This window comes from Bradyrhizobium sp. cir1, assembly GCF_014198245.1.
GTDB lineage: Bacteria > Pseudomonadota > Alphaproteobacteria > Rhizobiales > Xanthobacteraceae > Bradyrhizobium.
The window spans coordinates 540,463-552,706 of record NZ_JACIHE010000001.1 but is presented as its reverse complement, the minus strand read 5'-3'; the positions used below and the strand labels follow the sequence as shown (position 1 = coordinate 552,706).

Here is a 12,244-nt window from a genome sequence, read left to right as displayed (position 1 = left end):
CTTCGGGATGGTCCTGACGTCGATCCGGTCAGTCTGCGCGCGCATGGGGCGGAGAGCTGCGCGGTGAGGCGCTAATTGCCTCAATTCTCCTCGCTGCTCGATCCCTCACGCAGGTCCGGCTTGATCACGTCCTCCGGCAGCGCGTGGGCCACCGGCTGGGCCGTGACGGCGATCTCCGGGCCAATCTCGCGGCCGCGCGCGCGGATCAGGCGCTCATAGGCCGAAATCAGCGTTACGTAGGGGCTGACCCAGATCCAGCCGTCGCGGGTGAACACCTGGACGTCGAAATGCAGATGCATCGAGGTGCCGGCGGGATGGTCGAGATAGTTCGATACCATGCCGATCTTTTCGCCTTCGGCGACGATGCGACCGTTGAGCAGGCCATCGGCATTCATCGCCTGCGGATTCATGTGCATGTAGCGGAAGCGGATGTGCTCGTTGCGGCTGTTGACCTGAAGTGTCGCGGCTTGGTCCTTCGAGGTGCGGATCACGACGGCGTCGCGTACCGCGACGACGACGCGCTGCTTGCGATCGCAGGGTTCGCGGCCTTCGCCCGGCGGCGGGCACTCGGCCGCACGAATGTCCTCGCCCTGATGGCCGTAACCGCCGGCGCATTGCCAGACTTCGAAGCTGCGGGACTCGCAGAAATTGTCGCGCCAGGGATAGGCGGTTGGGCCATCGTTCCTGTCGCGCCTGGCGTAGGACTGCGAGCGTACGAAAGCGGGCGCCTTCTCCAGTGGGAAGCGGATCTGCGCATAGGCTATCGCGTCGGGACGGCCGCTCTTGTTGCGATAGCCGGTGTTGGGGATGATGTCGCCGCTCGGACGATAGCTGAAATCTGGTGAGCGCGCCGCGGGACGATCGAGAACGTTGGAGGCGACGTCCATCAGCGGCCGCATGCGCTGGCCGCCGGCGATGCGCAGGGCCTTCAGGAAGCGCTCGGCAACCGGATAGGCCTCCTTGCAGGCCAGCCGCCGCGGTTTGGCGACGCTGTCGAGGCACTGGATCGAGACCACATAGGCGACGCCGAAGCGCGTGAAGGCGTAGCGGACATAGCCTTCCCGGATGAACCGGCGCAGGTCCGGATAGGTCGCCGCGAGCGGCTTGACCGGCTCGCCCTTGCCGGCGGTGGGATCGGCGATGTCGTAGAGCAGCGCCGAGCCGGTGATCTGGACCTCGACCGGCCTTGCGAAGACACGCGACGGCATGCCGTCGCCGGCGCCAGGTTCGAGCGAAAAGGTCGCGCTGTAACCGGCGGGACCGGAATCGAACATATCGACGGGATTGAAATCGGCCTGGTAACGCGACGTCGACAGGCTCGACGGCGCGCCACTGCGCCGGGCCTCGAGGTAGGCACCAACATCGAACGGCAGCAGCACGGGCACGGCGCTGCGGGCAATGCCGGTAAAGAACTGCGAGGAGATCCCGTTGAGCTGCACCAGGGCCGGCGTTGCACGCGGATCGTAGCGCGGCACCGAGCGGCGGGGCATGAAGATGAAGTCGCCGGCGATCTGGGGACGGCTGTTGATCTCGGCGCGGAGCTGGTCGAGCGCTGCGCGCCAATCGACGCGCAGGGCCGTGAGTGAGGGGCTGCGGAATTCGTCCGCGGCCAGCGGAGCGGCAAGGAGGAGCGACAGCGATGCCAGAAGCAGCGAGACGAAGCGGAAACTCTTCCTACCCACTGTCTCGTCCCCCGGCGGCACCTGTTCCGATCCTCGCCCCCTCGCTTAGTCCTTGGCGCGCTCGGAGTAAGAGCCGTCCTCGGTCATCACCACGATGCGGGTGCCGACCGAGATGTGCGGCGGCACGGTGGTGCGCACGCCGTTGGACAGCACCGCAGGCTTGTAGGAGGACGATGCGGTCTGGCCCTTGGTCACGGGCTCGGTTTCGACCACTTCCAGCGTCACGCGCTGCGGCAGCGCGATCGACACCGGGTTGGTGTCGTGCATCGACAGCTTGACCGTCATGCTCTCCTGGAGATACGCGGCGGCGTCGCCGACGACGTCCTTGGAGACCTGGACCTGGTCGTAGGTCTCGGGGTTCATGAAGTGGAAGCCGTCGCCATCTTCATACAGGAAGGTATAGTTGCGCTCTTCGATGGTGGCCTTTTCGACCTGGTCGGTGGTCTTGTAGCGCTCGGAGATCTTTACCCCGTCCGAGATTCGGCGCATTTCGATCTGGCTGACCGGGGTGCCCTTGCCGGGATGGATGTTCTCGGCGCTCACGACGACATAGAGCTTGCCGTCTTGCTCGATCACGTTGCCCTTGCGAATAGAACTGGCGATGACTCTCAAAGCTGTATTTCCTGCTTGCTTGGCCCGGCTGCGGCCAGGACGTGGTCAAATTGATGGGGGACTTGGGGCCTCAAATCAGACCTCGGCGCCCGTTTCGGGCCGCAACATACGCATTTTGTCGTTGAACGCCAGCCTTTTGCTGGACTGCGGAGCGGTCGGTTAATGGCTGGGGACAAGCCGATGTCGCCATTCTGGTCGCCCGGCAGGCACCTCGACCGGCGGCCATTCCTCCAGGCGAGGGGCGCCGTGACCGGAGCTTTACGGGGCTTTTTCGCCGAGCAGGGGGTTATCGAGGTCGAAACCTCGGTCCTTCAGGTCTCCCCGGGCAATGAGACCCATCTGCACGCCCCCCGGACCGAGATCATGCGGCCCGATGGCAGCCGGGTCAGCCGATACTTGCGGACCTCGCCGGAATTCGCCTGCAAGAAGCTGCTGGCGGCCGGGGAGCCCCGAATCTTCGAGTTCGCCCGGGTGTTCCGTGACCGCGAGCGCGGCGACCTGCATCTGCCCGAATTCACCATGCTGGAATGGTACCGGGCCGGTGAGCCCTACAACGCCATTATTGCCGACACGGTCGCCGTCATCGCAAGGGCGGCGCAGGCGACGGGAATCGGGATGTTCTCCTTCCGCGGCCGCACCGCCGACCCTTTTGCCGAGCCGGAGCTTCTGACGGTCGCGGGCGCCTTCGAGCGGTTCGCGGGGATCGATCTGCTGTCGACAATCTCCGCCGGCGAGGGTAACCGTGCCGCGCTCGCCCAATTGGCCGGCGGCAAAGTCCGCGTGGCCGGGGACGACACCTGGTCGGACATCTTCAGCAAGATCCTGGTCGAGCATGTCGAGCCGCATCTGGGGCAGGGACGTTTGACCATCCTGTTCGAATACCCATCTCCAGAGGCGGCGCTGGCGCGGGTGAAGGCGGATGATCCCAGGGTCGCCGAGCGGTTCGAGGTCTATGCCTGCGGCGTCGAGCTCGCCAACGGCTTTGGCGAACTGACCGATGCCGAGGAGCAGCGCCGCCGCTTCACGGAATCGATGGCGGAAAAGCAGCGCCGCTATGGCGAGGCCTATCCGCTCGACGAGGGTTTTCTCGCCGCAGTCGCCGAGATGCCGGAAGCGAGCGGTGTTGCACTGGGCTTTGACCGGCTGGTGATGCTGGCGAGCGGCGCAACACGGATTGATCAGGTGGTGTGGACGCCGCCTGCAGAAGAAACGTTAAGCGAGAGATGACGAAGACCAACCTTGCACGCACCTTGCGCGAGCCAGCCGAGCTCGTGGCCGAGCAGCTCGCTCCCGCCGCGGCGCTGCCCGCGCTCGAGCGCGTCGCCGCGCGTTATGCGGTCGCGATCACGCCGGCGCTGGTCGAGCTGATCGACGCCTCCGATCCCGACGATCCCATCGCGCGGCAATTCGTTCCGACCGCCGCGGAGCTGGAGATGCACCCCGGGGAGAACGCCGATCCGATCGGCGATCATCCGCATTCGCCGGTTCCCGGGATCGTGCATCGCTATCCCGATCGCGTGCTGTTCAAGCTGGTTCACGTCTGCGCGGTCTATTGCCGGTTCTGCTTCCGTCGCGAGATGGTTGGGCCCGGCAAGGAGAACGCGCTGTCCGACAGCGCCTATCGCGCCGCGATCGACTACATTAGCTCGCATGACGAAATCTGGGAGGTGATCCTGACCGGCGGCGATCCCCTGATGCTGTCGCCGCGTCGCATGAGCGAGATCATGGCCGATCTCGCTGCAATCGATCACGTTAAGATCATCCGCCTTCACACCCGCGTCCCCGTGGCCGACCCGGCGCGGATCAGCGACGAGATGGTCGCAGCGCTGAAGGTTCCGGGCGCGACCACATGGGTGGCGCTCCATGCCAACCATGCGCGCGAGCTCACGGAAGATGCCCGTGCCGCCTGCGCGCGGCTCGTCGATGCCGGAATTCCCCTGGTCAGCCAGTCCGTGCTTTTGCGCGGCGTCAACGACAACCTGGCCGCTTTGTCGGATTTGATGCGAGCTTTCGTCGAATGCCGGATCAAGCCCTATTACCTGCATCACGGCGATCTGGCGCCGGGCACTGCGCATTTGCGCACGACGCTGGCGGAGGGACAGGAGTTGATGCGGCAGCTACGCGGACGGGTGTCAGGACTGTGTCAGCCTGACTATGTCATCGATATCCCCGGCGGCGCCGGCAAGTCGCCGGTCGGGCCGAATTACGTGTTGGCGGTGCAAAAAACCGCAGGCGAGGCGCGTGAAGCGGAATCGGAAACGCGCTATCGTATCGTGGATTATTGCGGCGACGTTCATCTCTATCCGCCCAAGGCATGAGTGATGATGGCATGGACGCCGATTTGAGAATGGAGGAACGGACATGAAGAAGATCATGCTGACAGCATCACTTGTGGTCTTGCTCGGCGGCGCCGCGGTTGCACAGACCGGCGGCTCCAAGGGATCGACATCAAGCGGTGCGTCCTCCGGATCGGTGTTGCCGGCGCCCGTCGGTCATCGCCAGCCGCGTGCCAGCGATGTGCCGAGCGAGAAGAATCTGAGCGATCCGAACAATCCCGTGAACAAGGAAGACGCTCTGCTCGACAAGAAGATCAAGAGCATCTGCCGCGGCTGCTGATTGCAATAGCGGGCAGGGCGCGAACAGCATCGCCCCGCCCGCATTGGCCGTCCCTCAGGCCGACTGCTCGTGCAGTCCCGCGCGCTGTGCGTTACGCCGGATTTCGACCGCGTCGGCGAGTTGCTCGAGCACTTTTGCCGTGGTTTCCCAGTCGATGCAGCCATCCGTGATGCTCTGGCCGTAGGTGAGGGGCTTGCCCGGCACCACGTCCTGGCGGCCGGCGACGAGATTGCTCTCGATCATCACGCCCATGATGCGGTTCTCGCCGCCGGAAATCTGGCCGGCGATGTCGGTCATCACCAGCGGCTGGTTCTCCGGCTTCTTGCTCGAATTGGCGTGGCTCGCGTCGACCATCACCAGCGGCGCGACGCCGGATTTCGCCAGCTCGTTGCAGGCGGCCGCAACGCTCGCCGCATCGTAGTTCGGCTTGCTGCCGCCGCGCAGGATGATGTGGCAGTCCTCGTTGCCGGCGGTCGAAGCGATTGCCGAGCGGCCGAGTTTGGTGACGGCCATGAAATGATGCGGATGCGAAGCCGACTTCACTGCGTCCGCCGCGATCCGCACATTGCCGTCGGTGCCGTTCTTGAAGCCGACCGGGCAGGACAGCCCGGAAGCCAGCTCACGGTGGATCTGGCTCTCGGTCGTGCGCGCGCCGATCGCGGCCCAGGACACGAGGTCGGCGATGTATTGCGGCGTCGTCATGTCCAGGAATTCTGCGCCGGCCGGAAGGCCGAGATTGTTGACGGCCGACAGCACGTTACGCGCCAGCCGCAGGCCCTTGTTGATGTCGAAGCTGCCGTCGAGATCGGGGTCGTTGATCAGGCCCTTCCAGCCGACGGTGGTGCGCGGCTTCTCGAAATAGACCCGCATCACGATCTCGAGCTGGTCGGCGAGGTCCTCGCGCAGCTTCGTCAGGCGCTCGGCATAATCGAGCGCGGCCTTGGGATCGTGCACCGAGCAGGGGCCGACCACGACCAGCAGGCGGTCGTCCTGGCCGGTGAGAATGGCATGGATGGCGTTGCGCGCGGCCATGACCACACGGGTCGCCGTGAGCGTGCGCGGGACCTCCCGCATCACCTCTTCCGGCGTGCTCAGCTCTTTCAGTTCGCGGATACGAAGATCGTCAGTCGTGCTCAGCACGGCGGGCTCCTGTCTGTTTTAGAACCTGCCGGCCAATAAAAAAGCCGCCAGGTCTGGCGGCTGTTCGGACGTTTGCTTCAATATTTCAGATTGAGCGCGATCCTCCTGCCGCCAGCGAGCTGTCGTAGCTAAAGTACCAAAAATAGCTGGTGGCGACGGTGATCATGGCAGGCCATATAGCGTGCCGTTGGCGCCTTGTCACCCCCCAATCGGCCTGTCGGGCGACGAGAGCCCTCAGGTGTTGCTGTTGCGCGCCGCCAGCGCCATGCCGATCAGGGTGGCGCCGCCGAACAGCAGGTTGATACCGACGAGGACGCCGATCGCCCATTCCGCCGAGCTCGGCAGCCCCGTGATCACCATGAAGGAGATCGCGATGTCGACCAGGCCCGAGATCAGGAGCCACGACCAGCGGCCGCTGAGCTCGCGGCGGTGCTCCAGTGCGTACATGATGGTGGCGACGCCCTCGGCGAGGAAATAGGCGCCGAGCACGATGGTCAGCGTCAGCACGGCTTGCATCGGACGGGCCAGCAGCAGCATGCCGGCGAGCACGGCCAGTGCAGCCGAGATCAGCGACCACCAGAAGCCCGGCATGGTCCGTGCCCAGTAGGTGACGATCAGCCCGCCGATGCCGCTGATCAGGAACACCCAGCCGAGAAAGATCGCGGTCGCAAGGCTCGCGAGCGGCGGCAGGATCAGCGCGGCGATGCCGAGAGCGGCGAGCAGGATGCCTTCGAACAGGAAGGCCTTCCAATGCGCTTTCACCGCCTCGCTCATCGCGGACTGCAGACGTGAAAAATCCTCGGGCGATGTCATCGGAAGGCTCCGGATCGAAAGGTCTGCGCTCAATCTAGGATACGCGCGGCGTGCTCGCCATCCCGCGGTTCAGCCGCCGCCGTGCGCAGACGAAAAACCTTCGCCGCTGGTGCGAACGCGGTTGCGGCCAAGAATGTAGATCGCGATCGTGACAATCAGAAGCGCGAGGCCGAGCAGGATCGAGACGAATCCGATCGGAATCAGCGCCAGCGTCAGATTGCGCTCGGGGTTGATCAGCCAGTGATGGATCGAGGTCAGCACGAAGGCGAGGCCGAGGAAGCCGACGCCGCCGCCGGCCAGCAGCAGCGCCCACATCCGGCGCAGCTGGCTGAGCCGCTCCCGCGCGATGTCGGTTCGCGGCGCGTGATGGCGCGCGACGCGCCGGACCAGGCGAATGGCGAAGGCGATCGAGCTGAAGCCGACCAGCAGGCTCGCCGCACCCAGCCACATCCGCAAGGCGGGATCGAGATCAGGCATGCGCTGGAGCGTCAGCAGCGGGAAGTCGAACGCCGAATGCAGGGCGAGCGGGCCGGCGAAGATCAAGAGGCGGCTGGACAGGCGGGCCCAGTCGCGGTGGTGGCGGTTGGCGCCCAGTGCCGTGCCGGCCCGCGCGATGGTCAGGTAGGCGCCGGCGATGATGCCGAGCGCGCCGTGGAACGGCACCGTCAGCACGCTACGCAAGGCGGCCAGCGAGCGCCACATCTCGGCATGCTGGACCAGATAGGCGAGGTTCTCGTAGGCGGCGAAGCCGAGGCCGACCGCGGCGCCATAGACCACGGTGTCCATCGGATTGGCAAAGGTCCGCCGCTTGGTCGAGGAGACCAGCACGATGGCGATCACCTTGACGGCTTCCTCAGGCAGCGCGACGCCGAAGATCGAATGCATGGCCAGCGCCGCCCAGGGATTGTCGGGGGCCGCGACCATCTTGGCGAAGGGGGCGCGGGCGAGGCCCAGCAGCGAAATGCTGGCTGCACCTAACAGGAACGCGGTCCAGACCTGGGCCGGCGGGCCAGGGCGTTCCTCGGCGGCAATGACGAGCCAGAGCATCAGCAGCGCCGGGGCGATGGCGGCAGTTCCGATGACGGTGGGTAACGCTTCAATCAGGTACATCGGCGCCGAAAATAGGTTCCCTTGGTCCGCTTATCTACGTTCTCCCGATGCGACCATGTGTCATGCGCTTGCTGTCGCCTCGCTTAACGCGCGTGGCAGCCGCCGTTCATCAGGGCCGCCACGTCTAGAATACGAGCGCAATCAATTGCATGACAGAATCGCTTCGCCATCAATGGCAAAGGCGGCGCTTCGCGGCCGGGGTGCGAATTGGCAAGTCAGATCAAGGGAATGCGCAGGTTTCTTCGATTCACGATGCACGCGCCCTGACGCCGAGTCCAGAGGCGACGCGGAAGCGAAGCGGCCTAGCCACGCTTCGTGATGCGGCCGCGCGGTGGCGATGCGATCCGGCGGGCCCGCACCTGCTCCCAGTCCTCAGTGCGTGGTGAATGGCGGCGGCGCTTCGGGGGCGATGTCGAAGGCGCCGAGATGGAACTCCTCGCCGATGGACGCGTCCTCCTCGGCATGGTGCGCGAGCAGGGTGAAGGCGGCGCTCGGGTATTGCTTCCAGATCTCGAGATCGTCGGCGGTGATGGTGAGCCAGCCAAACGTGTACATGTAGCGGCCAGGCTCTGTGACCCGGCCGACCCTGTCCCAAGTGATCTTGTTGACTGGCATCCGGTCCCCCGATCGCAAGTCCGCAAATGACGTCCGGCATGCGGCACGGACCGTCGAAAGCTGATCCCGCAATGGGGCCGCGATAGGGCGGCGAAGCGGAGGCAAGGCGGCCGCAACGCGCGGCCGCCGCCTGTCGGTTCAGCGCGCCGTCGAGGCCGCCTGTGCTTCGGCCCGCTCCAGCTGACGGTGCGAGGCGTGGAAGACGTCGTGGACGAGACCGATCTTTTCCAGGCCCAGGATGATCAGGCCGTTGAGATCGATCTCCCACCAGGCGTGCGAGATATAGGCGTCCCGCGGGAAGCGGTGATGGTTGTTGTGCAGACCCTCGCCGAAGGTGAGGATCGTGGTCACGAATTCGTTGGTCGAGGCGTCGTCGACCTCGAAGCGGCGATAGCCGTAGGCGTGGCAGACCGAGCCGGTGAGCTGGCTGGTGAGGATCAGCAGATAGGCGCGGAGCAGGCCGGAGAACAGCACGCAGCCGATCATGCTGTGCACGCCGCCGAAGGTGTAGCCGATCACGCCAGGGATGAACACGCCCGACATTCCGTACCAGACCCAGCGCGTGCGCACGAAGAACATCGCAATGGGATCGGCGAGGATGTCCTTGGCATAGTACTCGTTGTCGGTGGTTGCCTGGTCGAACACCCAGCTGCCCTGGGCATGCAGGAAGCCCTTGAGCGCGCTGGCATAGCGATTGCCGAAGCCGTCGAATTGCGGGCTGTGGGGATCGCCGACGTCATCGGCGTAGAGATGGTGGCGGCGGTGGTTGGCGACCCATTTGGCGATTGAGCCCTGCACCGCCATCTGGGCGATCGCGCAGAAGAAGACGCGCATGATCGGCCCGGTGCGGAAGCTGCGATGGACGAACAGGCGGTGCATGCCGGCGCCGATGCCGAAGGTCGTCAGCGCGAACATCCAGACGAACGTAAACAGCTCGACCTTGCCGACGCCTTGCGTGACGGCCCAGACGATGCCCGCGACCGCGCCGACATAGAGGATGCCGAGCAGGAGATAGCTCTCGCGCAGCTTGGCCTGAACCAGCGGGCCTTCAGTGACGACGCCGGGCGGAAGCTGCGGCTTGGCCGCGGTGACGGTGGCTTTCGCGATTTCAGCCGGGGCGGACTCGGCGATGGACATTCCGGGAGTTCCAATACTTAAGGCCCGCACTGATTGCGGACGTACTGGGTCACACCCTATCGCGCAGGGGCCTCCGCCTCCAGTCTTTAGTTAAGAAAGAGTTAAGAACGGCCCGGCCGGTATCAGGCTGACTGCGCCAGGGGCGAGCGAACGATCAGCCGGACGAGGTCGTCGCGCGACTGTTTTTCGGCGAACTTGACGGCAAAGCCATTGTCGAATTTGCGGATGACGCGTCCGACGCAGGCGCCGACCGCAAGCGCGGTTCCGACCGGCGGGTCGTATTCGCAGGATATGGCGACGCCGGCCGTGGAGACGTCGATGATGAAGCAGGGATGGATGCTGCCGTCGGCGAGCGTCAGCAGCGTGTGCGAGACCTGCGGAACGAAGCGGGCGTCGCGCCGCAGCTCCTGGACGCTGGCGTCCCTCTGCTTCTTCTCGAGCCAGGTCAGCTTCTCCGACATCCAGGCCCGCCGCGCCCGCGTCATATCGAGCTCCATCAGGAAGCCCGCCTTCAGCGTCGCGCTGATGGTGCACTGGAATTCACCGAAATCCTGGAAGTAGGAGGTCACGCGCTCGCCGACCTTGCCGACGACGGGCACGTCCACGATCATCCGGAACGGCGAGACGCGCTTGGTCCGGCAGGCGAAGCTGCGCAGCTTGCCCTCGCAATCGTACCAGCGCGGCAGCGAATAGCTGCCGTTCACGGTGACTTCCACTGCTCGCTGCCTGAGGAATTCTGCGACGGACATGAACGCCGATCGGTTGCGGATGATTTCCGTAATTCCACGGTAGCCGCCAAATTCTAAGCAAATGATACCGCCGCTCAGGAGCAGGGGTAAATTTCCGGTAAATGTGCGGAGCCGTCATGCACCGTGATGCTCTCACAACATCGTCATTGCCGAGCACGGCGGCGGCACCTAGCCGAGCAGCACCACCAAAGCCAGCAAGCCGAGGGCGATCAGGAATTTGATCGTCGTCCAGATCAGACCATCGGCCCGGCGCTGCAATCCGAACCACGCCAATACGCGCCGGATCGCGAACGATCCGAACACTTCGAGGCAGGCGAACAGAAGGGCGATGCCGGCAATGAACGACCATGACTCGGCCGGGGGCATCCATTGCGCGACCAGGGCAGGGACCGAGCCTTTCAGTGCGCCGAGCAGCGCGAACCATCCGAACCAGGATGCAAAGCCCTTGACGATATCGGGCCCGACCGCATCGGGCTCGAACCGGATGCCGGTCGCCGCGAGCAGGCGTTCGATCCGCTCGCCGTCGGTGAAGAGCAGGAAGGCGCCGACATAGAGAGGAATGCGCGACAGGAAGATGATGGCGATGATGCCGAACAGGACGAAGTGGCCGATGACGTCGCTGAGGATCTCCACGCCATTCGTGCGCGATGGCCTCGGTGCGGCCTGACGCTGCGGCAGCGATCTGGCGCGCGCCATGTGCTCCAGCATCTTGGCGCGCCGGCCCGGCGCGTATGGAGCTGCGCGGTGCATCCAGGACGGCGGCTGCCCGGCAACGCCGGGCTGTCTGTCCGAGGCGGATTGCTGCTGCTCCATGGGCCTGCACCGGTTCCATCAGAGGATTGGTCGGAGCCCAGGGGTGGGGAGGTTCACTGCAAGGGGGAAATATCGCAGCAGCGCGCCGTCTGGCACGTGGCGCTCCCTAGCGGAATCGAACCGCTCTCTCCACCGTGAAAGGGTGGCGTCCTGACCGATAGACGAAGGGAGCAAACGCAGGGCCCCGCCGCTTTGGGCGGCACGGCCGCCGACCACCTGAGTCGTACCCGGCGGCTTGCGGCGGGCGAACGTATAGTGGCCTTTGCGGCTGCGGGCAAGCCGTTCGGGAACGTCTTGTGGAACCGGTGGACAGTGCCGCTCCGGCATCATTCGGAGGCGATTTCAACGGTTTCTTAGGGTTCCCTGAGTTAGCGCTGGAGGGGGAGAGTTTTAGCCGATGCCACAACCCAAGAAGCGCGCAGCCCGCAAGCTGCTGTCGCGGCATGCCTGGATCACGCTCGACGGCGGGTTCGCGGCACGGCATTGCCTGGTCCAGGACATCTCCGATACCGGCGCCAAGATCACGATGGACGAGGACGCGAGCCAGCTGCCCGGCGTGATCCGGATGGCGTTTGCGCGCGATGCCCGCACCGGGCGGAGCTGCCAGGTGATCTGGCGCCGCGGCAAGTCGGCCGGCGTCAGGTTCATCTGACCTTACCTGCGCGCACCGGCTGGATGGCGCGCGGCGCCGGTCCGGGCTAGAAGGTCGGCATGCGCGCGACGCTCCTCATCCTGATCTCGTTGCTCATCACGTCCGCAGCCGCGGCCGAGGCGCTGCGCCTTCCGGCCGCCGAGCCGGCGCCGGCGGGCAAGGCGTTGCCGCTGAAGGGCGCATCCGCCACGGCGAAGGCGAATGCCTGCGCATCGTATGGAGCCGGCTTCCATCTGGTCGAGGCGACCGGCACCTGCGTGAAGATCGGCGGCGCGATCAGCGTCGACGCCGCCGTCAGGCGCTAG

General features: G+C 65.3%; 14 protein-coding genes and 1 tRNA gene. 5 read left to right on the top strand and 10 right to left on the bottom strand.

The features are described 5' to 3' along the window. Positions 1-80 precede the first annotated feature (80 nt). Positions 81-1,703, bottom strand: coding sequence for a M23 family peptidase (locus GGD63_RS02680; protein WP_183239339.1), 1,623 nt, complete (start codon positions 1,701-1,703; stop codon positions 81-83). A gap of 24 nt (positions 1,704-1,727) precedes the next feature. After that, entirely contained in the window at positions 1,728-2,294 is a 567-nt protein-coding gene (gene efp / locus GGD63_RS02675; RefSeq protein ID WP_183239338.1) for an elongation factor P, read from the bottom strand. Positions 2,295-2,456: 162 nt separating this feature from the next. On the opposite strand from efp, the gene epmA reads away from it, so the two are divergent. Genes epmA through GGD63_RS02660 form a run of 3 tightly spaced genes read left to right on the top strand, consistent with a single transcriptional unit; the run spans position 2,457 to position 4,910 of the window. Next, positions 2,457-3,521, top strand: a complete 1,065-nt coding sequence (gene epmA / locus GGD63_RS02670; RefSeq protein WP_183239337.1) for an EF-P lysine aminoacylase EpmA — start codon at positions 2,457-2,459, stop codon at positions 3,519-3,521. Next, entirely contained in the window at positions 3,518-4,612 is a 1,095-nt protein-coding gene (locus GGD63_RS02665; protein WP_183239336.1) for a lysine-2,3-aminomutase-like protein, read from the top strand. The genes epmA and GGD63_RS02665 overlap by 4 nt, the downstream gene beginning before the upstream one ends. A gap of 43 nt (positions 4,613-4,655) precedes the next feature. Beyond that, on the top strand, positions 4,656-4,910 hold the full coding sequence (locus tag GGD63_RS02660; protein ID WP_183239335.1) for a hypothetical protein: 255 nt from the start codon (positions 4,656-4,658) through the stop codon (positions 4,908-4,910). A gap of 54 nt (positions 4,911-4,964) precedes the next feature. Here the strand turns inward: GGD63_RS02660 and GGD63_RS02655 are convergent, their stop codons facing one another. From GGD63_RS02655 to GGD63_RS02620, 8 genes are all read right to left on the bottom strand, one after another. Next, positions 4,965-6,050 carry a 3-deoxy-7-phosphoheptulonate synthase gene (locus GGD63_RS02655; RefSeq protein ID WP_183239334.1) on the bottom strand — a complete coding sequence of 362 codons (1,086 nt, stop codon included), beginning with the start codon at positions 6,048-6,050 and terminating at the stop codon, positions 4,965-4,967. 234 nt (positions 6,051-6,284) lie between these two features. After that, a complete protein-coding gene (locus GGD63_RS02650; protein WP_183239333.1) occupies positions 6,285-6,863 on the bottom strand; it encodes an HdeD family acid-resistance protein in 579 nt (192 codons plus the stop codon). 69 nt (positions 6,864-6,932) lie between these two features. Next, a complete protein-coding gene (locus GGD63_RS02645; protein ID WP_183239332.1) occupies positions 6,933-7,973 on the bottom strand; it encodes a PrsW family glutamic-type intramembrane protease in 1,041 nt (346 codons plus the stop codon). Between the two features lie 372 nt (positions 7,974-8,345). After that, positions 8,346-8,588 (bottom strand): hypothetical protein, encoded by a 243-nt coding sequence (locus tag GGD63_RS02640; protein ID WP_183239331.1) that lies wholly within the window; start codon positions 8,586-8,588, stop codon positions 8,346-8,348. A 138-nt stretch (positions 8,589-8,726) separates the two neighbouring features. Continuing rightward, positions 8,727-9,725 (bottom strand): acyl-CoA desaturase, encoded by a 999-nt coding sequence (locus GGD63_RS02635; RefSeq protein WP_183239330.1) that lies wholly within the window; start codon positions 9,723-9,725, stop codon positions 8,727-8,729. Between the two features lie 122 nt (positions 9,726-9,847). Next, positions 9,848-10,474, bottom strand: a complete 627-nt coding sequence (locus tag GGD63_RS02630) for a PilZ domain-containing protein (protein ID WP_183239329.1) — start codon at positions 10,472-10,474, stop codon at positions 9,848-9,850. A gap of 168 nt (positions 10,475-10,642) precedes the next feature. After that, positions 10,643-11,287 (bottom strand): hypothetical protein, encoded by a 645-nt coding sequence (locus GGD63_RS02625; protein ID WP_183239328.1) that lies wholly within the window; start codon positions 11,285-11,287, stop codon positions 10,643-10,645. 97 nt (positions 11,288-11,384) lie between these two features. Beyond that, a tRNA-Glu gene (locus GGD63_RS02620) sits at positions 11,385-11,459 on the bottom strand. A 225-nt stretch (positions 11,460-11,684) separates the two neighbouring features. Between GGD63_RS02620 and GGD63_RS02615 the strand changes: the two genes are divergently transcribed. Beyond that, complete coding sequence (locus tag GGD63_RS02615; RefSeq protein ID WP_018641780.1) at positions 11,685-11,939, top strand: PilZ domain-containing protein; 255 nt, start codon at positions 11,685-11,687, stop codon at positions 11,937-11,939. Positions 11,940-11,998: 59 nt separating this feature from the next. Further along, positions 11,999-12,244, top strand: a complete 246-nt coding sequence (locus GGD63_RS02610; RefSeq protein WP_183239327.1) for a hypothetical protein — start codon at positions 11,999-12,001, stop codon at positions 12,242-12,244.